The organism is Streptomyces sp. AC555_RSS877, from assembly GCF_019049245.1.
Lineage (GTDB): Bacteria > Actinomycetota > Actinomycetes > Streptomycetales > Streptomycetaceae > Streptomyces.
Window position 1 is genome coordinate 89,615 of the sequence record NZ_JAGMUK010000054.1, and the last position, 19,161, is coordinate 108,775.

The window sequence follows — 19,161 nt, forward strand, 5'->3', positions numbered from 1 at the left end:
GGTGGATCAGGCCGAGCTTCATTCGTGCCACCACACTCGATGCTGCTTCCTGAACCGCCTGGAAGCCGTGATCAAAGAGGAAAGCGTTGCTCGTAGCGACTGAAGGAGGGCACTCGCCCGGAGGGCCCACTGCCGACACGGCCACGAGTACATGCCGGAGAATGTATACCTGGGTTCTCGTTGGCAGGACCGGAGCGGGTCAAGGCCCGCTAGGTCGACCCCGGCGATGTGACATCTCGTGACAGATGAGAGGCTCAGACGGGTGAGCGAGACACCACCGAACACCCTGCAATACCGCTTTGACGGGCCAGAAGACGCCCCGGTCCTGATCCTGGGTCCTTCCCTGGGTACCACATGGCACATGTGGGACCGGCAGGTTCCCGAGCTGGCCAAGCAGTGGCGTGTCTTCCGGTTCGACCTGCCCGGACACGGCGGCGCCCCCGCCTACCCGGCCGGCTCGGTCGCCGACCTGAGCACCCGGCTGCTGGCCACGCTCGACGCCCTGGGCGTGCAGCGCTTCGGCTACGCGGGCTGCGCGCTCGGCGGCGCGGTCGGCATCGAGCTGGCCCTGCGCCACCCCGAGCGGGTCGCCTCGCTCGCCCTGATCGCCGCCTCGCCGCGCTTCGGCACGGCCGACGAGTTCCGGCAGCGCGGGGTGATCGTCCGGACCAACGGGCTCGACCCGATCGCCCGCAGCTCCCCGGACCGCTGGTTCACCGGCGGGTTCGCCGCCGCGCAGCCCGCGATCACCGAGTGGGCCGTGCAGATGGTGCGCACCACCGACCCCGGCTGCTACATCGCGGCCTGCGAGGCGCTGGCCTCGTTCGACGTGCGGCCCGAACTCGGCCGGGTCGGTGTGCCGACCCTGGTCCTGGTCGGCTCGGACGACCAGGTCACCGGCCCCGCCGAGGCCCGCACCCTGGTCGCGGGCATCCCGGACGCCCGCCTCGCCGTCGTCCCCGGCGCCTCCCACCTGGTGCCGGTCGAACAGCCCGCCGCCGTCACCGACCTTCTGGTGAGGCATTTCTCCACCGCCTGGCAGCCCGCCTTCGACTCCACCACCGGCCAGATGGCGGCCATCGTCGCGTCACCGGTCAAGCCGGTGCTGTCGGCCGCGCCGCCGCAGCCCGCGCCCCGCGCCGAGATCGCCGCGGCCACGGCGCAGCCCCAGGTCATGGGCCGCCCAGACCCCTACGACGCCGGCCTCAAGGTCCGCCGCGAGGTGCTGGGCGACGCGCACGTCGACCGGGCCCTCGCGCAGGCCGACGAGTTCTCCGGGGACTTCCAGGAGTTCCTCACCCGCTACGCCTGGGGCGAGATCTGGGACCGGCCCGGCCTCGACCGCCGCTCCCGCAGCTGCGTCACCCTCACCGCCCTGGTCGCCGGCGGTCACCTGGACGAGCTGGCCTTCCACACCCGCGCCGCGCTGCGCAACGGCCTCACCCCGGCCGAGATCAAGGAGGTGCTGCTGCAGGCGGCCGTGTACTGCGGCGTACCGGCGGCCAACAGCGCGTTCAAGGTGGCCCAGCAGGTCATCCGCGAGGAGACCACCCCGACCGAATGAGCCCCCTGCCGTGGCCGGGGCAGGATGGAAGCCATGAAGCTCACGAAGAAGTCGCACGCCTGCGTCCGCCTCGAGAAGGACGGACACACGCTCGTCCTCGACCCCGGCGGATTCAGCGAGACGGACGCCGCGGTCGGCGCGGACGCCATCCTGATCACCCACGAGCACCCCGACCACTTCAACGAGGAGCGGCTGCGGGCCGCAATGGAGGCCAACCCGGCCGCCGAGATCTGGACCCTCAGGTCGGTCGCGGAAAAGATCTCCACCGCCTTCCCGGGCCGCGTCCACACCGTCGGCCACGGAGACACCTTCACCGCCGCCGGCTTCGACGTCCAGGTCCACGGCGAACTGCACGCCGTGATCCACCCGGACATCCCGCGCATCACCAACGTCGGCTACCTCGTGGACGACGGCCGGGTCTTCCACCCCGGCGACGCCCTCACCGTCCCGGACCGGTCCGTGGAGACGCTGATGCTTCCGGTGATGGCCCCGTGGAGCAAGATCTCCGAGGTCATCGACTACGTCCGTGAGGTCGGGCCGCAACGCGCGTACGACATCCACGACGCCCTCCTCACCGACCTCGCCCGCCCGATCTACGACAACCAGATCGGCGCCCTCGGCGGCTCGAAGCACCTGCGGCTGACGCCGGGGGAGTCGGCCGAAGTATGACGGCCCCGGGCCCCGGCACCCGGGCGGGCCGGGTTGTCAGACCCTCCCGGTAGGTTGTCAGGCATGCGCATCGCGACCTGGAACGTGAACTCGATCACCGCCCGCCTGCCGAGGCTGCTGGCCTGGCTGGAGAGCAGCGGCACCGACGTGCTGTGCCTCCAGGAGGCCAAGGTCGCCGAGGAGCAGTTCCCGCTCGACCAGCTGCGCGAGCTGGGCTACGAGGCGGCGGTGCACGCCACCGGCCGGTGGAACGGCGTGGCGGTGCTCTCCCGCGTCGGTGTCGAGGACGTGGTCAAGGGCCTGCCGGGCGACCCCGGCTTCGACGGCGCCCCCGAGCCCCGGGCCATCTCCGCGACCTGCGGCCCGGTCCGCGTCTGGTCGGTGTACGTGCCGAACGGCCGCGAGGTGGACCACCCGCACTACGCCTACAAACTGCTGTGGTTCGAGGCCCTGAAGGCGGCCGTCGCGGGCGACGCGGCGGGCAGCCGCCCGTTCGCGGTGATGGGCGACTACAACGTGGCCCCGACGGACGACGACGTGTACGACAGGTCGGCCTTCGAGGGCTCCACCCACGTCACTCCGGCCGAGCGTGCCGCCCTGGCCTCCTTGCGCGAGGCGGGCCTGTCGGACGTGGTCCCGAGGCCCCTGAAGTACGAGCACCCGTTCACGTACTGGGACTACCGTCAGCTCTGCTTCCCCAAGAACCGCGGCATGCGCATCGACCTGGTGTACGGCAACGAGCCGTTCGCCAAGTCCGTCACCGACGCGTACGTGGACCGCGAGGAGCGCAAGGGCAAGGGCGCGTCGGACCACGCGCCGGTCGTGGTGGACCTGGACGTGTAGCCGCCTCCCACGAGCAGTCGCAGATCCACCGAGCCGGCCAGCGCGGCGAGCCCCGCGTCGCCCGGATGCAGATGGTCCCCGCTGTCGTACGCGGGCAGCATCCGGGCGGGACGGGCGGGATCGCTCAGTACGCCGTCGAAGTCGAGCACGCCGTCGAACGCGCCGGTGTCGCGGATCCACGCGTTGACCGCGACCCGTTGGGCGTCGACGGCGGCCGTGCAGCGCCCCTCGCCCTCGCAGGGCGGGATCGTGGCCGCCAGCATCCGCAGCCCGCGGGCGTGCCCGCGCTCGGCGAGCTCCCGAAGTCCCGCGATCACCTGCTCCGCCGCGGCCCCCCACCGCAGGTCGTTGACCCCCTCGAACACGACCGCCGTACGCGCGGACGTCTGCGCGAGGACGTCCCGGTCGAACCGGTTCAGGGCGCTCACCCCGCCCGTGTCCGGGGAGACGCCGTCACCGGGATAACGGTCGGCGACCACACGGTTCGCGGAGATCCCCTGGTTCAGCACTCCATAGTGCGGGACCACACTCTGGTTCAGCAGACGGGTGGCCAGCGCATTGGGCCACCGACGGTTGGCGTCCACCGTGGACCTGTCCCCGTCGGTGACCGAGTCTCCGAGCAGTACCACGGACCCCGGCCCGCCGCCCACGTCGAGGCCGGTCAGCAGCGGCCAGCTCGTCACCACCGACGTGTACGCCGCCTCGGACGCGTCCGCCGAGTGATCGCCCGGCTCGCTCAGGTACGACCGCTGCGCCGCGAGCCGGTGGACGGGCGCCGCGGACACCGCCTCGGGCAGATGGAAGCTGATCAGCAGGTTGGCGTCCGCCGGCACCGCGAAGCCGAGCGGATCGCTGAACAGCTGGGCTCCCGCGGGGATCTCGGCGCCGGGCGCACCCCGGAAGGACACCGGCACCGGCACGTGCCGCGCGGCCGCGCCCGCCGCCTGTACCGCCACCGTCGCGCTCCCGACGCGTACCGGTGCCGCGGCGAAGGTGTTGTCGAACCGCAGCCGCACCCGAGGCCCGCCCGCGGACGTGTGCACCACGAGCCGGAGCGTCCGGTCGGACCAGGGCCCCACAGCCGGGTAGCCGGAGGTCGCGGCCGCCCAACTCCCCGTCCAGCCGGGCGTGCCGGCCCGCACCGACAGTGCGAACACGTGCAGGCCGGCCGTGTCCGGCAGCCGTACCGAGACGACCCGGCGCCCCGGCGCAAGCGGCACTGTCACGACGTACAGCCGGGCCTGCTCGGTGAGTTGGCCGTCGGGTGTGTTGAGATGCGGGAGGGCCACCGCCTTGGTGGCGAGCGGGCCGCGGCGCCAGTCGGGGGCGGTCAGCCGGTACGGGGAGCGGGTGCCGTCGGCGTACGCGACCGTGCCCGTGCCGCTCGCCTGGTCCCCGGCCGTGCCCGCGACCAGGAAGGCGAGCGCGTCACCGCGGCCGCCCAGCCGGACGTCCTGACCGGCGGCCCGCACGTTGTCCGGTTCGCCCGCCCCTCGCCTCGGCCAGGTCAGCCGGGCTCCCTGCACGGTGATCGTGCGGCCGGGCGTCCAGCCGGCGGCCGTGAGGTCCCGTGCCGACAGGGAGGCGCCGGACCCGTCGAAGTCCGCCTCGCCGGGCCGGGCGTCGTCGCTGACCGCCGTGTTGTCGAAGAGCCGCTCCAAGGGGAGGGGATCCGCCCGGCCTTCGGGGACCGCTGATGCGGCGCTCTGAGGCAACAGGGCCGCGCACAGGGACAGAACGACCGCACAACCCCGGACCCATCGGCGCACGACCGACTCCTCCCGATCACGACCCGCTCACGACGAGACGGAAGACGCATCGTGAAGCTAGAGAGACGCCGGTGACGCGTCAACGAGCCATGCGCGAACGCGGCGTGAAGTCGACCGGAATCGACGGCCCGCGCGCCTGTGGTGCGCACGGCGGTGCGGATGACACGCTGGGCGTATGAAGATCCCTTTTCTGGGCAACCGGCGTGACAAGCCCGGCGCCCCCGACCCCGAGGGCATCGCCGAACTCCTCTCCGAATGCGAACTGCTGCGTTCCCAGGCGTCCCGGGAGGGCGTCCAACTCGACGACACGGTCGCCTCGTTGGAGGCACTGGACCAGCTGGTGCCGCGCTGGCGCGACGACGAGGAGGTGCTGCCGTGGCTCGGCAACGACGCCGGGCTCTATCTCGGCACGGTCATCGTGCGCACGGTTCCCGGCGCCGCGTGGGACCTGTGGCCAGACGGCCAGCCCGTCATCCGGCTGGCCTCCGGCCGCGAGTTCGACGTCGTGGCCGCCGGGCACGAGTGGGCCGGCAGCGGGGTGCCCGAGCTCTCGCAGCTGTACGCCGAAGTCGCCGAAGCGTGAATCTCCGGACCCAGGTCGACGTAAATACGGCTAATGCCCGGAAAGTGCGTGTCGTGCCATGGCTGCGATCTTGCCCGGATAGGTTGCGGCAACTACGACACAGCTGAGAGTGAGTAGGGCTGGGCATGGCCGTCGATCCGTTGATCGAACTGCGTGACGTCAACAAGTACTACGGGGAGCTGCATGTCCTGCAGGACATCAACCTCACCGTCGGCAAGGGGGAGGTGGTCGTCGTCATCGGGCCCTCGGGGTCCGGGAAGTCGACCCTGTGCAGGGCCGTCAACCGGCTGGAGACCATCCGCTCCGGTTCCATCACGCTGGAGGGGCAGCCGCTGCCGGACGAGGGCAAGGCCCTCGCGCGCCTTCGGGCCGACGTCGGCATGGTCTTCCAGTCCTTCAACCTCTTCGCCCACAAGACGGTCCTGCAGAACGTCTCGCTGGCCCAGATCAAGGTCCGCAAACGCAGCAAGGAGCAGGCCGACAAGCGCTCCCGCGACCTCCTCGACCGCGTCGGCGTCGCCGACCAGGCGGACAAGTACCCGGCCCAGCTCTCCGGCGGGCAGCAGCAGCGCGTGGCCATCGCCCGCGCCCTCGCGATGGAGCCCAAGGCGCTCCTGTTCGACGAGCCGACCTCGGCCCTCGACCCGGAAATGATCAACGAAGTTCTCGAGGTCATGCAGCAACTGGCCCGTGACGGCATGACCATGGTCGTCGTCACCCACGAGATGGGCTTCGCCCGCTCGGCCGCCAACCGCGTCGTGTTCATGTCCGACGGCCGTATCGTCGAGGACCGCTCCCCCGAGGAGTTCTTCACCAACCCGGAGAGCGAGCGGGCCAAGGACTTCCTCTCCAAGATCCTCAAGCACTGAGCGGGGGAGTACGCACCGTGTTCCGTACCACCCGTGTGCCCTTCGCCCCGGTCGTGGGAATCCCGACGAACACCGCCCCAGCGCTCCGCGACTTTCCCGGGCCGACGGCCCGTCGGCACGACCACGTGTACGGTGGCCTGTCCACCTACGTGACGGCCGAACCGATGACGCTGCTGCCGGGTGGGGGTCCCCCCACGGCCCGGAAACCGTAGGGGGGTGGCAGCTCGAGAGCCCATACCCGCCCGGCAGCAGCCGGAGATCACTGCTCGCGCAGCGGAATCGACACGTACGACGGGTCGGTGGCCGGCGAGGAGAAGGTCAGCTGCGCGCCGGACGGGTTGTGCTCGATGTAGAGCGGGTCGACCGTGTCGACCACCATGGCCAGCCGGTGCCCTGCCGGGACGTCGTAGGCCGTGGAGAACAGCTCCAGGTCGACGGCGAACGGCTTTCCGGGGGTCTGCCCGTGGAAGGTGTACGGCGCGTTGCTGACCAGCTTGCCGAGGCCGAGCGGCCCCACGTCGTACAGGTACGCGACGAGGGTGCCGCTCTCCTTGGCCGGGGTGAGGGTGGTGTGCAACTTCGCGGTGCCGCGCACCTGTTGCGCCTTGGCGTACTTCTCCGACTGCCACACCGCGGCCCAGCGGCGGGGGAGCAGCGGGATCGAGGCGACCGGGGGCAACTGGGCGACCTGGTCGAGGATGCTGGACAGGAAGACCACCCCGCCGTTGGCGCCCGAGTCGACGTTCGCGCGGATCGTGGCCGTGCCGGCGAGGGCGATCTTCTTCCGCGTCGCGCCCACCGACTTCCAGTCCGGATAGCCCTCGTAGCCTCCCGTGGAACGGGACTTGAGCCGGACGGGCTGCTCGCGGTCGATGCCGTTGTCCTCGCCTTGGAGGTAGTGGTCGAACCAGCGCTCGGTGTCCGTCCACACGTCGTTGGGCAGCCCGAACAGGCCGGTGACCTCGGCGGTCGCGTGGTCGCCGGGGCGCAGCTCCAGCCTCTTCGGGCCGGTCAGCTTCTCGTAGAAGTCCGCGTACTGGTTGGGCGGGAAGACCGTGTCGCCCCACGCGTTGGCCATCATGACCGCGGCGCCGTTGCTGTTCAGCTGGTCGACATAGCTCGCAGCGGAACGTTTCTTCCCCCAGGCGACGAGCTCCGGCTCCTTGGCCAGGTTGGAGGCGTAGAAGTCGTCGAAGACCTGCCGGACTTCGGCGCCCTGGCGGCCGGTGATCACGCTCGCGCCGTCCAGGAGCCCGGCGGCCTGGACGTGCTGGGTGCGGCCGGAGTAGATCGAGCCGATCAGGTCGGCCCAGCCGCTGAGGGCGGCGACCGCCTTGACGCGCTTGTCGTGGGCGGCGGCGAGCAGGCTGATGCCGGCCCCGTACGAGACGCCGGCCATGCCGACCTTCCGGGCGTCGGCCGGGGTGTTGGCGAGCGCCCAGTCGATGACCCTGGACGCATCGGCCGTGTCGGGCGGGCCCGCGACTTCTATCTCGCCGCCGGACTGCCAGAAGCCGCGCACGTTGTAACTGACCACCACATAGCCCGAGTTCGCGAGCCTCTGGGCCTGGGCGAAGTACTCGACCTGGGGCAGACCCCAGCTCGTGGGCATGACGAGCAGCGGGTAGCGGCGCGTGCCGTCGGCGCCGGCGGGCGTGATGACGTTGGCCTTGAGGACGGTACCGCCGTCGCCGGCGATGTCGACGAAGCGGATGGCGGCCGCCGCCTGGGCGGTCGGGGCGAACCCGAGGGCGCTGCCGGCGATCAGCGTCGCCGAGACGGCACCCACGGTGGTGGTGCGCAGGGCCTTGCGATGATGCCCACCCGTCGCCCACCGCCACCCTGTTCGAAGGCGCTGCGCGCCCCTTGGATCCATGGTTCACTCCATCACTCGGTCACTCGTGTAAGTGCAAAGTGACCCGACGGTAACGTCGGCCTCTTACCGTAAGTAACCCGTCGGTAAGTTACGTGGGAGTAACGATTGGTGGAATGTGCTGAAACCTAGGAGGCCCGGTGGGAATTGCGCGGAGCCGCCGGGGTCGGGAGGGGTGCCTGTGCCTCCCGGGTGACGTCCGCGACCAGTTCGACGACGTCGGCTCCGTACGCCTGTGAGTTGACCACCTTCAGCAGCAGGACGAAGGCCGAGTTGCCGTACTTGCGCGTCAGCCGTTCGTGGTTGCGGGCGAGATACCGGGTCGTGGCCTGGTTGGTGATCGCGGTCTGACCGCAGAAGAGGAAGACGGGGCGGGTGCCGTGGCTCTCGTCGACGGTGAGCCGGGCCAGGAGCGTGTACTCGGTCCTGCCGACGTCCACGCGGTAGCGCTCGGAGCCGATCTGGAAGGCCCCGCGGTCCGGAGTCGGTTCGGCGTCCACGTTCACCCGCACGCCGGGGAGCAGGGATGACAGATGCGCGGCCATACGGCGGTTGGACGCCGGGCCGCCGACGCAGAACTCGGTGCGCTCACCGAAACCCTGTCGGGCCGCGTCGTGCGGGACGACCTGGGCGTGGGCGTTGCAGTCCTTGATCAGTGCGGCCAGTTCGAGGAGCGCGAACACGTCGTAGCGCATCACCGCCAGGTCGGGCCCGCCGGCGCCGCGGTTGACCACCAGCAGCGACTCGGAGTTGTCGGGCAGCCCGAAGAAGGCCTGCTTGCGGCGGAGCTTCCGCTTCCACAGGTAGGTCCGGGCCAGCCAGCCGAGCGCGGCACTGATGCCGGCGGCCAGCACACCCAGGACGATGTTGCGCACGTCGTCATTCATGGGCGCGCATGTTAGCGGGCGAAGGCAAACCGGTGTTCGAGACCGGCTCCTCGCGCCTTCCTGACGAGGCCATGGCGATCGCATAGGCTGCGCGAACGGTCTTCTGACTGGAGGTTCGGATGCGTCGCCCTGTCGCTCGGAAACTGTCGGTTCTCGCGGTCTCGGCCGCCGTGGTGTCGGTGGGGGCGGCGCCACCGACCGGTCACGGTCCAGCAGTTGCCAAGGTTCCCGTCGCCGTCGGCTACGGCGGCGCCGTGGCCAGCGTCGACGCGGACGCCTCCGCAGTCGGCATCGAGGTGCTGAAGAAGGGCGGCAACGCGGTGGACGCGGCCGTCGCCACGGCCGCCGCGCTCGGCGTCACCGAGCCCTACTCCGCCGGCATCGGCGGTGGCGGCTACTTCGTCTACTACGACGCCAAGTCCCGCACGGTGCACACGATCGACGGGCGCGAGACCGCCCCGCTGACCGCCGACTCCGGACTGTTCCTGGAGAACGGCAAGCCCCTCGCGTTCGCCGACGCCGTCAGCAGCGGCCTCGGCGTCGGCACCCCGGGCACGCCCGCCACCTGGCAGCGGGCGCTCGACAAGTGGGGCAGCAGGGGACTCGGCAGCGTCCTCAAGCCTGCCGAGCGGATCGCCCGCGACGGATTCGTCGTCGACGCCACCTTCCGCTCGCAGACGGCCTCCAACGAGACCCGGTTCCGCTACTTCCCGGACACCGCCGAGCTGTTCCTGCCGGGCGGACAGCTCCCCGTCGTCGGCTCCACCTTCAAGAACCCCGATCTCGCCCGCACCTACGCCGAGTTGGGCAGGAAGGGGGTCGGCGCGATCTACCACGGCGACCTCGCCGAGGACATCGTCGACACGGTGAACAAGCCGCCCGTGGACCCCGCTTCGGGCTGGAACGCCCGCCCGGGCGACCTCTCCCGGAAGGACCTCGCGGCCTACCGCGCCAAACTCCAGGCGCCTACCAAGACCGCGTACCGCGGCCTCGGCGTCTACTCCATCGCACCCTCCTCCTCCGGTGGCACGACGGTCGGCGAAGCGCTCAACATCCTGGAGAACACGGACCTGTCCAAGGCGAGCGACGTCCAGTACCTGCACCGTTACATCGAGGCCAGCCGGATCGCGTTCGCGGACCGGGGGCGCTGGGTCGGCGACCCGGCCTTCGAGGACGTACCGACGCAGCAACTGCTGTCACAGAAGTACGCCGACTCGCGGGAATGCCTCATCAAGGACGACGCGGTGCTCACCAGCCCGGTCGCGCCCGGCGACCCGCGCGACCCGGCGGCCTGCGCCACCGGAGGGACGGCGGCGCCGACGACGTACGAGGGCGAGAACACCACGCATCTGACGGCGGCCGACAAGTGGGGGAACGTCGTCGCCTACACGCTCACCATCGAGCAGACCGGCGGCAGCGGCATCACGGTCCCCGGCCGCGGATTCATCCTCAACAACGAGCTGACGGACTTCTCCTTCGCCCCGGCGAACCCGGCCGTCCACGACCCGAACCTGCCCGGTCCGGGCAAGCGGCCGCGGTCGTCGATCTCGCCGACCATCGTGCTGGACCAGCACGACAAGCCGGTGGTGGCGCTGGGTTCGCCCGGCGGCGCGACCATCATCACCACCGTGCTGCAGACCCTCACCCGGTTCCTCGACCGGGGGCTGCCGCTGGTCGACGCGATCGCCGCGCCGCGCGCCAGCCAGCGCAACGCCGCCCAGACCGAACTCGAACCCGGGCTCTACGGCAGTGAGACGGCGAAGCAGTTGGAGGCCATCGGGCACTCCTTCAGGCTGAATCCGGAGATCGGCGCGGCGACGGCCGTGCAGCGGCTGCCGGGCGGGAAGTGGCTGGCCGCCGCCGAGAAGGTACGCCGCGGCGGCGGCTCGGCGATGGTCGTGCACCCGGTGCCGTAGGGGTCACAGCTCAGGGGCGGGCGGCACGTCCCCCGTACGGAACGCGAGCCGTCCGCCCTCGGCGTCCACCGTCACCCGGCCGCCGTTCGTGACACGGCCGTCCAGGAGCAGCCGGGACAGCTGGTTGTCGACCTCGCGCTGGATGGTGCGGCGCAGCGGCCGGGCACCGTACTCCGGCTGGTAGCCCCGCTCGGCGAGCCAGTCGACGGCCGCGTCGGTGAAGTCGACCGTGACGCTCTGCGCGTCCAGCAGCCGGCGGGTCCGCTCCAGCAGCAGGTGGGTGATCTGCCGCAGCTGCTCGGCGGTGAGCTGGCGGAAGACGACGATCTCGTCGATCCGGTTCAGGAACTCGGGCCGGAAGTGCTCCCGCAGCGGGCGCAGGATCTGCTCGCGCCGCGCCTCCTCGTCCGCGTCGGCGCCGCCCGCCCCGAACCCGATGCCGGCACCGCGCCGGGTGATGGCCTCGGAGCCGAGGTTGCTGGTCATGACGATGACGGTGTTGGTGAAGTCGACCGTGCGGCCCTGGGAGTCGGTCAGCCGCCCGTCGTCGAGGACCTGGAGAAGGATGTTGAAGACGTCCGGGTGCGCCTTCTCCACCTCGTCGAGCAGGAGCAGCGAGTACGGGTGCCGGCGCACGACCTCGGTGAGCTGGCCGGCCTCCTCGTGCCCCACGTACCCGGGCGGGGCGCCGACCAGGCGGCTGACGGTGTGCCGCTCCTGGTACTCGCTCATGTCCAGGCGGACCATCCGCTCCTCGCTGCCGAACAGGGCCTCCGCGAGCGCCCTTGCCAGCTCGGTCTTGCCGACCCCGGTCGGGCCGAGGAAGAGGAAGCTGCCGATCGGCCGGTCGGGGCTGGCGAGCCCGGCGCGGGAGCGCATCACCGCGTCGGCGACCACACGGACCGCCTCCTCCTGACCGACGACCCGCTCGTGCAGATGCTGTTCCAGACCGAGCAGCCGGTCCTTCTCCTCCTCGGTGAGGCTGCTCACCGGGATACCGGTCTGCCGCGACACCACCTGGGCGATGGCCTCGGCCGTGACCTCCAGGTGCTGGCCCTCGTCCACCTCGCCGTCCCCGCCGGCCTCGGTGATCCGCTGCTTCAACTCGACGATCCGGTCACGCAGTTGCGTGGCCTGCTCGTACTGCTCGGCCGCGACCGCCTGGTCCTTGTCGGTGATCAGCTGCTCGACCTCGCGCTCCAGGGCCCGGACGTCCGTGCCCTTCGTCCGGGCCCCCAGCCGCACCCGGGCGCCGGCCTGGTCGATCAGGTCGATGGCCTTGTCCGGCAGGCGCCGGTCGGAGAGGTAGCGGTCGGACAGTTCGACGGCCGCGACCAGCGCCTCGTCGGCGTAACGAACCTGGTGGTGGGCCTCGTAACGGTCCCGCAGCCCCCGCAGGATCTCGATCGCGTCCGCGGGTGTGGGCTCCGGGATGAGGATCGGCTGGAAGCGGCGGGCCAGCGCCGCGTCCTTCTCGATCCGGCGGAACTCCTCCAGCGTGGTGGCGCCCACGATGTGCAGCTCACCCCGGGCCAGGGCCGGCTTGAGGATGTTGCCGGCGTCCATGGACCCGCCCTCGCCGCCGCCCCCGGCGCCGACCACGGTGTGCACCTCGTCGATGAAGACGATCAGCCGGTCGGAGTTGGCGCGGATCTCGCCGACGATGTTGTTCAGCCGCTCCTCGAAGTCACCCCGGTAGCGGGTGCCGGCGACCACACCGGTCAGGTCCAGGGCGAACACCCGCCGCCCGACGAGCACGTCCGGCACGTCACCGTCCGCGATGCGCTGGGCGAGCCCCTCCACGACGGCCGTCTTGCCGACGCCCGCGTCACCGATGAGCACCGGGTTGTTCTTGCCGCGCCGGGAGAGCACCTCGATGGTCTGCTCGATCTCCTCGTCCCGCCCGATCACCGGGTCGATACGGCCCTTGCGCGCCAGGTCGGTCAGATCGCGGCCGTACTTGTCCAGGGTGGGCGTGGACGCGGAGCGCGGCCGTTCGATGCTGGTCTGCCCGCCGTCCGGGGCCGACTCCGGGGGGAGACCGGACGGGGCGAAACGGGCCGAGTTCAGGATGTGCCCGGCCGCCGAGTCGGGGTTCGCCGCGAGGGCGCTGAGCACGTGCTCCGGGCCGATGTAACCGGTGCCGCGGGCCCGGGCGAGGTCGTGCGCGTCCAGCAGGGCGCGCTTGGCGGCCGGGGTGAGCGACAGCGAGGTCGGCGGCGGCACCTCGCCCGGCGGGTGCTGGACCGGGCCCGAGCGCTCGTCGATCTCCGTCGCGAGGGAGTCGGGATCCGCGCCGGCGCGGGTGAGCAGACTCCTGGTCGGCTCGGCGGACAGCGCGGCCCGCAGCAGGTGCTGGGTGTCCAGGTCCCGGCTGCCGTGTTCGGCGGCGTACTGGGCGGCGCCCCGCACCAGTTCCCGGGCGGGCTGACTGAGCAGCCGCCCGATGTCGATCTGCCGGGGACCTGGGCGCGGTCCGCCGAAGAATCGGGCGAGGAATTCTCCGAAGGGGTCGTAGCCTTCTGAGCCGGTGAAGCCGCTGGTCATGGCGTTCCCATCCGGCGTCCCTGCGCGGGCCGGGGACGCCCTCGCTGATCGACGTGCCGGAGTCGGGTAACCCACGTGACAGGTGGTTACACCCCTGGGCGCGCTCGTAGAACACCTTCGCACGAACGAGGGGAGGGGGCACCTTCAGAGAACTTCGCGGGGCCCTTCCCGGGACCCGGCACTCCTCCCGGCCGCCTCCCCCCGAGCCGTCGCGACTGGGGGCGCCGAGCGACGAGGGCGTCGGTCAGCGTGCGGTCAGGATCCGTGGTCCCGCGTCCGTGATGGCCACCGTGTGCTCCACGTGGGCCGCGCGCGAGCCGTCGTCGGTCCGCAGGGTCCAGCCGTCCGGCGCCTCGTGGTAGCCGTCCTTGCCGCCGCCGATGAGCATGGGCTCGAGGGCCAGGACCATGCCGTGCCGCAGCGGGAACCCGCGCCCGGGGCGGCCCTCGTTGGGAACGGGCGGGTCCTCGTGCATACGGCGGCCGATGCCGTGGCCGCCGAAGCCCTCCGGGATGCCGTAGCCCCCGGCGCGGCACACCGTGCCGATCGCGTGCGCGATGTCGCCGATGCGGTTGCCCACGACCGCCGCCTCGATGCCCGCCGCCAGCGCCCGCTCTGCGGTCTCGATCATCGTGACGTCGGCCGGACGCGGCTCGCCGACCACGAAGCTGATCGCGGAGTCGCCGGCCCACCCGCCCAGTTCGGCGCCGAAGTCGATGGAGACGAGGTCGCCGTCGCGCAGCCGGTAGGGGGTCGGGATGCCGTGCACGATCGCGTCGTTCACCGAGGCGCAGATGACGCCTGGGAAGGGGGTGGGTGCGAACGAGGGCCGGTAGCCGAGGAAGGGCGAGCCCGCGCCCGCCCCGCGCAGCACGTCGTGCGCCACTTCGTCCAGCTCCAGCAGGGAAACGCCGACGTCAGCGGCTTGTCGTACGGCCGTCAGGCCCTGCCCCACGACCTGGCCGGCCTCGTACATGGCGTCGATGGATGTGTCCGTCTTCAGCTCTACCATGCCAATTACTATACCGGTATTACAATGACGGCATGGTACGCACCCCCCTCACCCCCGAAGAGCGCGAACGCGGCGAACGGCTCGGCCGGCTGCTGCGTGAGGCTCGCGGTGGTCGCAGCATGACGGCGGTCGCGGCCGACGCCGGGATCTCCGCGGAGACCCTTCGCAAGATCGAGACCGGCCGCGCGCCGACACCCGCGTTCTTCACGGTGGCCGCGCTGGCCCGGGCGCTCGGTCTGTCCATGGACGAGCTGGCGGGGCTCTGTGCGTTGGCGGAGGTGTGACGGGCCCCTCGGGCAGTCGTCGCGCAGCCGTCAAGATCGCGCAATGAGGGTCCTGTCCTGCCCCGGAAAACTGCCCGTAGCCGTCCTGTAACACGACTGGTGTTGCCTACGGACCGGAGTGCTCCGGTCTGGAGGGAGTTGGGCGATGACTCTGGATCAACTCCCCGGTAGGGTCCGGGAGTTCGCGAACTACCTCGACGGCCTGCTGGGCCGCCTGGACCAGAGCGCCGGCTGGTGCGGCGTGTTCTGGCAGCGCGACCCCGACGGCATGCAGGCCTGCCTCGACGGCCGTGAGATACCGCCCTGGGACGTGGTCGAAGCCCTCCTCCAGGACCTCTCCACCGAGTACGGCTCCGCCTTCGCCGCCCCGGAGGCGGACCGCGCCCGCGCCCTGCACGCCGCCGCGCTCGTCGCCCACGACGCCCGGCCCGGCGGCCGCGACGCCCTCGGCGACCGCTTCGACGTCATGCTCCGCGAACAGCGCTACGCGGCGGAACGGCAGGCGGAACTCGGCCGGTTCCTCGCCTCCGCGACCACCCAGCAGGAGGCCGACGTCATCCGCCTCGACCTCGCCTGGGCCCGCGACGACCACGAACGCGCGACCCGCCGCTGCGCCGAACTCCGGGCACGCATCGAGGACTTGGAACGACGGTCGGTGGGCGGGAAGGCCGAGGAGATCCGGCGCGCGCGGGCGGCGGAGGGCGGTGCCGTGTTCCGCGTCGGCGAGACGGACACGCGCACGGACGGGCGCGGGGCGTCCGGCCTCCGGCCGGACGGCCGGGATGGGTACGGTGCGCCGTCGGGCGGTCGGGAGGCGTACGGGGCCCCGTCGGGTGGCCGTGACGCGTATGGCACGCCGTCGGGCGGGCGGGACGCGTACGGAAGGTCGTCGGACGGTCGAGAGGCCCACGCCGGGCCGTCGGACGGCCGTGGTGTCTCCTACGGCGCACGACCGGACGGGCGTGAGGCTTCGTACGGTGCGCGATCGGACGGGCACGACGGCTCGTACGGCGACGGATTCCCCGGCATGCCGCAACAGCGTGACCTGCGGTTCGCGGCCGCCGTGGAAGACGATTCCGACGCCGGTCACGCCGGTCACGCCGGTCAGGCCGAGTACGACCGCCGCTCAAGCCCTGAGCGGCAGGACCCCGCCTTCGAGGAGCCGTCCGTCCCGCAGGAGCAGCCCGCCGCCACCCCGAAGCAACGCAAGCGTCGGCGTGGCAGCGCCCGCTTCGCCGGGCTGGCGGAGGAGGAGGCCGCCCCCGTCGTCGTGCCGCCGACCGCCGTGCCGGACGTGCCCGCCGCACCTGTCGCCACCGGCCGTGGCCTGCGCGGAGCCCGGTACGCCGGGACCGCGGCAGGCGCCCGGCCGCAGCCGCGGAGCGAGCCGCTGGACACGGTGTCCCGGCGCGAGGCCGCCGGGACGGTCGAGCGGCTGGTGCGGCTGCGCGGCGAGGGCCGCAGCGGTGAGGCGCACGCACTGCTCGCCGAGCTGGCGTACTGGCCCGCCGTCCGCTACCCGCTGCTCGCCGCCGAGATGCAGCGCGCCGGGCTGGGCGCCGACTGGGCGACCCTGCTGTGGGAGGCGGCCTCGCTGCCCCCCGACCGGCTCGTCGCCGTGGCCGACGCCCTGGCCTCCGCGGGGCTCGGCAGCGACGGGGAGCAGGTCCTGCGGCAGGGCGTCGTGCGGCCCGCCGACGAGCTCGGCCGGGCCGTGCTGGAGCTGGCCGCCCAGGGGCGGCGCGGCGACGCCCGCGCGCTCCTGGACGCCTACGTCCGCGTCCGCACCGCCGAGGAGGCCGTCCGCAGCGTCGAGCCGGACCCGCAGATCCTCGTCCCGCTCCTGCTGGAGGCCGCCCGGGACGCCTCGGCCGAGCTCCACCGGGACCTGGCCCACGCGCTCCGGGTGGCGGGCTTCAGCGCCTGACCGGGCCGGGCCGGACCGGCTGACCCCGTCATGGCGCGGCAGGGGTTGCCGGCTCACGCCGCTCGGCCGCTCGGCGAGCGATCGGGTCCTACGCGATCGACACCGGCCGGGTTGGAACCAGCCCGGTCACATCGACGTAAAGAGAACCCCGCACGCTGGTGCTGGCGGGATATCGAACGCGATTCACCCGGTCGAGTGGGCGGGCATCCTTCCCGGCGGGGACTTTGCCCTCTACCGTCGGCGTACACGCGCGTAGACGCCTCTGACGTCACCGTCGAAGGAGCAGCTCATGGCCAACGTCGTACGTGCCGCCCTCGTCCAGGCCACCTGGACCGGCGACACCGAGTCCATGGTGGCGAAACACGAGGAGCACGCCCGCGAGGCGGCCCGCCGGGGTGCCAAGATCATCGGCTTCCAGGAAGTCTTCAACGCCCCCTACTTCTGTCAGGTCCAGGATCCGGAGCACTACCGCTGGGCCGAGCCGGTGCCGGACGGGCCGACGACGCGTCGTATGCAAGAGCTCGCGCGCGAGACCGGCATGGTGATCGTCGTCCCGGTGTTCGAGGTCGAGCAGTCGGGCTTCTACTACAACACCGCCGCCGTGATCGACGCCGACGGCACCGTCCTCGGCAAATACCGCAAGCACCACATCCCGCAGGTCAAGGGCTTCTGGGAGAAGTTCTACTTCAAGCCGGGCAACGTAGGCTGGCCGGTCTTCGACACCGCCGTCGGCAAGGTCGGCGTCTACATCTGCTACGACCGGCACTTCCCGGAGGGCTGGCGGCAGCTCGGCCTGAACGGAGCCCAGCTCGTCTACAACCCGTCCGCCACCCACCGCGGACTCTCCTCCCACCTGTGGCGCCTCGAACAGCCGGCCGCAGCCGTCGCGAACGAGTACTTCGTCGCCGCGATCAACCGGGTCGGCGTCGAGGAGTACGGCGACAACGACTTCTACGGGACGAGCTACTTCGTCGACCCGCGCGGTCAGTTCGTCGGGGAAACCGCCAATGACAAGGAAGAGGAACTCGTCGTCCGCGACCTCGACTTCGACCTCATCGAAGAGGTACGGCAGCAGTGGGCGTTCTACCGCGACCGCCGTCCCGACGCCTACGACGGGCTGGTGCAGCCGTGACCAAGGACCTGCTGGGCCGCCACCGCTCCGTCCTGCCCGACTGGCTCGCCCTCTACTACGAGGACCCGCTGGAGCTCACCCACGGCGAGGGCCGGTACGTCTGGGACGCCGAGGGCAACAAGTACCTCGACTTCTTCGGCGGCATCCTGACGACGATGACCGCGCACGCCCTCCCCGAGATCACCAAGGCGGTGAGCGAGCAGGCCGGGCGGATCATCCACTCCTCCACGCTCTACCTCAACCGGCCGATGGTCGAACTGGCCGAACGGGTGGCCCAGTTGAGCGGCATCCCGGACGCCCGCGTCTTCTTCACCACCTCCGGCACCGAGGCCAACGACACCGCCCTGATGCTGGCGACGACGTACCGCCGCAGCAACACCGTCCTGGCGATGCGCAACAGCTACCACGGCCGTTCCTTCAGCGCGGTCGGCATCACCGGCAACCGCGGCTGGTCACCCACGTCGCTCTCCCCGCTGCAGACGCTGTACGTCCACGGAGGCGTGCGCACGCGCGGCCCCTACGCCTCGCTCGGCGACGCCGACTTCATCGCGGCCTGCGTCGACGACCTGACCGACCTGCTCGGCCACACCCGCCCGCCCGCCGCCCTGATCGCCGAACCCATCCAGGGCGTCGGCGGCTTCACCTCCCCGCCGGACGGCCTGTACGCGGCCTTCCGCGAGGTGCTGCAGGAGCGGGGCATCCTGTGGATCGCCGACGAGGTGCAGACCGGCTGGGGCCGCACCGGCGAGCACTTCTGGGGCTGGCAGGCACACGGACAGAACGGTCCGCCGGACATCATGACCTTCGCCAAGGGCATCGGCAACGGAATGTCCATCGGCGGGGTCGTCGCCCGCGGCGAGATCATGAACTGCCTGGACGCCAACAGCATCTCGACGTTCGGCGGCACCCAGATCACCATGGCGGCGGGCCTCGCGAACCTGACGTACCTGCTGGAGCACGACCTCCAGGGCAACGCCCGACGCGTCGGCGGACTGCTCATCGAGCGGCTGCGGGCGGCCGCCGCTCAGGTTCCGGCCGTGCGGGAGGTGCGCGGGCGCGGGCTGATGCTCGGCATCGAGGTGGTCAGGCCCGGCACCGACCAGGCCGACCCGCAGGCCGCGGCCGCCGTACTCGAAGCGGCCCGCGAGGGCGGGCTGCTCATCGGCAAGGGCGGCGGCCACGACACCAGCGCCCTGCGCGTCGCCCCGCCCCTGTCCTTGACCGTCGCGGAGGCCGAGGAAGGCGCCGCGATCCTCGAAGACGCTCTGAGGAGCATCCAGTAGCAG

Annotated in this window: 14 protein-coding genes and 1 pseudogene; 10 read left to right on the top strand and 5 right to left on the bottom strand. The window is 71.6% G+C overall.

Annotated elements, in window-relative coordinates; translation table 11 throughout:
* Positions 1-262 precede the first annotated feature (262 nt).
* From pcaC to KUM49_RS24065, 3 genes are all read left to right on the top strand, one after another.
* Positions 263-1,564, top strand: a complete 1,302-nt coding sequence (pcaC, locus tag KUM49_RS24055; protein ID WP_217238995.1) for a 4-carboxymuconolactone decarboxylase — start codon at positions 263-265, stop codon at positions 1,562-1,564.
* Between the two features lie 33 nt (positions 1,565-1,597).
* Positions 1,598-2,233, top strand: coding sequence for an MBL fold metallo-hydrolase (locus KUM49_RS24060; RefSeq protein WP_217238996.1), 636 nt, complete (start codon positions 1,598-1,600; stop codon positions 2,231-2,233).
* Positions 2,234-2,296: 63 nt separating this feature from the next.
* On the top strand, positions 2,297-3,076 hold the full coding sequence (locus KUM49_RS24065) for an exodeoxyribonuclease III (RefSeq protein WP_217238997.1): 780 nt from the start codon (positions 2,297-2,299) through the stop codon (positions 3,074-3,076).
* Between the two features lie 8 nt (positions 3,077-3,084).
* Here KUM49_RS24065 and KUM49_RS24070 read toward each other — a convergent pair.
* Positions 3,085-4,845, bottom strand: a pseudogene (locus KUM49_RS24070) (GDSL-type esterase/lipase family protein); the annotation flags it as partial.
* Between the two features lie 175 nt (positions 4,846-5,020).
* On the opposite strand from KUM49_RS24070, the gene KUM49_RS24075 reads away from it, so the two are divergent.
* Together KUM49_RS24075 and KUM49_RS24080 are read left to right on the top strand one after the other, a co-directional pair.
* The gene (locus KUM49_RS24075; protein ID WP_217238998.1) at positions 5,021-5,428 is read left to right on the top strand and encodes a DUF6278 family protein; all 408 of its coding nucleotides are present in this window, start codon (positions 5,021-5,023) and stop codon (positions 5,426-5,428) included.
* A gap of 125 nt (positions 5,429-5,553) precedes the next feature.
* The gene (locus KUM49_RS24080) at positions 5,554-6,297 is read left to right on the top strand and encodes an amino acid ABC transporter ATP-binding protein (protein ID WP_217238999.1); all 744 of its coding nucleotides are present in this window, start codon (positions 5,554-5,556) and stop codon (positions 6,295-6,297) included.
* A 259-nt stretch (positions 6,298-6,556) separates the two neighbouring features.
* On the opposite strand, the gene KUM49_RS24085 is transcribed toward KUM49_RS24080, so the two are convergent.
* Together KUM49_RS24085 and KUM49_RS24090 are read right to left on the bottom strand one after the other, a co-directional pair.
* Positions 6,557-8,173, bottom strand: coding sequence for a CocE/NonD family hydrolase (locus KUM49_RS24085; protein ID WP_217239000.1), 1,617 nt, complete (start codon positions 8,171-8,173; stop codon positions 6,557-6,559).
* Between the two features lie 125 nt (positions 8,174-8,298).
* Positions 8,299-9,057, bottom strand: a complete 759-nt coding sequence (locus KUM49_RS24090; protein ID WP_217239001.1) for a hypothetical protein — start codon at positions 9,055-9,057, stop codon at positions 8,299-8,301.
* A 119-nt stretch (positions 9,058-9,176) separates the two neighbouring features.
* Between KUM49_RS24090 and ggt the strand changes: the two genes are divergently transcribed.
* Positions 9,177-10,973, top strand: a complete 1,797-nt coding sequence (gene ggt, locus KUM49_RS24095; RefSeq protein ID WP_217239002.1) for a gamma-glutamyltransferase — start codon at positions 9,177-9,179, stop codon at positions 10,971-10,973.
* Positions 10,974-10,976: 3 nt separating this feature from the next.
* Here ggt and KUM49_RS24100 read toward each other — a convergent pair whose 3' ends face one another.
* Complete coding sequence (locus KUM49_RS24100; protein WP_217239003.1) at positions 10,977-13,520, bottom strand: ATP-dependent Clp protease ATP-binding subunit; 2,544 nt, start codon at positions 13,518-13,520, stop codon at positions 10,977-10,979.
* 244 nt (positions 13,521-13,764) lie between these two features.
* Positions 13,765-14,532 (bottom strand): type I methionyl aminopeptidase, encoded by a 768-nt coding sequence (map, locus tag KUM49_RS24105; protein WP_217239004.1) that lies wholly within the window; start codon positions 14,530-14,532, stop codon positions 13,765-13,767.
* Positions 14,533-14,564: 32 nt separating this feature from the next.
* Between map and KUM49_RS24110 the strand changes: the two genes are divergently transcribed.
* The 4 genes from KUM49_RS24110 to KUM49_RS24125 all read left to right on the top strand — a co-directional run bounded on the left by KUM49_RS24110 (position 14,565) and on the right by KUM49_RS24125 (position 19,158).
* Positions 14,565-14,816, top strand: coding sequence for a helix-turn-helix domain-containing protein (locus KUM49_RS24110; RefSeq protein WP_217239005.1), 252 nt, complete (start codon positions 14,565-14,567; stop codon positions 14,814-14,816).
* 145 nt (positions 14,817-14,961) lie between these two features.
* Positions 14,962-16,743, top strand: a complete 1,782-nt coding sequence (locus KUM49_RS24115) for a hypothetical protein (RefSeq protein ID WP_217239006.1) — start codon at positions 14,962-14,964, stop codon at positions 16,741-16,743.
* Positions 16,744-17,032: 289 nt separating this feature from the next.
* Complete coding sequence (locus KUM49_RS24120; RefSeq protein ID WP_217239007.1) at positions 17,033-17,875, top strand: nitrilase-related carbon-nitrogen hydrolase; 843 nt, start codon at positions 17,033-17,035, stop codon at positions 17,873-17,875.
* Entirely contained in the window at positions 17,872-19,158 is a 1,287-nt protein-coding gene (locus tag KUM49_RS24125) for an aspartate aminotransferase family protein (protein WP_217239008.1), read from the top strand. Before KUM49_RS24120 ends, KUM49_RS24125 begins: the two co-directional genes overlap by 4 nt.
* Positions 19,159-19,161: the final 3 nt, after the last annotated feature.

Excerpts from the sequence above, each read along its gene's own strand:
- KUM49_RS24060 (WP_217238996.1), top strand. The coding sequence starts at position 1,598 with ATGAAGCTCACGAAGAAGTCGCACGCCTGCGTCCGCCTCGAGAAGGAC.
- KUM49_RS24065 (WP_217238997.1), top strand. The coding sequence starts at position 2,297 with ATGCGCATCGCGACCTGGAACGTGAACTCGATCACCGCCCGCCTGCCG.
- KUM49_RS24075 (WP_217238998.1), top strand. The coding sequence starts at position 5,021 with ATGAAGATCCCTTTTCTGGGCAACCGGCGTGACAAGCCCGGCGCCCCC.
- KUM49_RS24080 (WP_217238999.1), top strand. The coding sequence starts at position 5,554 with ATGGCCGTCGATCCGTTGATCGAACTGCGTGACGTCAACAAGTACTAC.
- KUM49_RS24085 (WP_217239000.1), bottom strand. The coding sequence starts at position 8,173 with ATGGATCCAAGGGGCGCGCAGCGCCTTCGAACAGGGTGGCGGTGGGCG.
- KUM49_RS24090 (WP_217239001.1), bottom strand. The coding sequence starts at position 9,057 with ATGAATGACGACGTGCGCAACATCGTCCTGGGTGTGCTGGCCGCCGGC.
- ggt (WP_217239002.1), top strand. The coding sequence starts at position 9,177 with ATGCGTCGCCCTGTCGCTCGGAAACTGTCGGTTCTCGCGGTCTCGGCC.
- KUM49_RS24100 (WP_217239003.1), bottom strand. The coding sequence starts at position 13,520 with ATGACCAGCGGCTTCACCGGCTCAGAAGGCTACGACCCCTTCGGAGAA.
- map (WP_217239004.1), bottom strand. The coding sequence starts at position 14,532 with ATGGTAGAGCTGAAGACGGACACATCCATCGACGCCATGTACGAGGCC.
- KUM49_RS24110 (WP_217239005.1), top strand. The coding sequence starts at position 14,565 with ATGGTACGCACCCCCCTCACCCCCGAAGAGCGCGAACGCGGCGAACGG.
- KUM49_RS24115 (WP_217239006.1), top strand. The coding sequence starts at position 14,962 with ATGACTCTGGATCAACTCCCCGGTAGGGTCCGGGAGTTCGCGAACTAC.
- KUM49_RS24120 (WP_217239007.1), top strand. The coding sequence starts at position 17,033 with ATGGCCAACGTCGTACGTGCCGCCCTCGTCCAGGCCACCTGGACCGGC.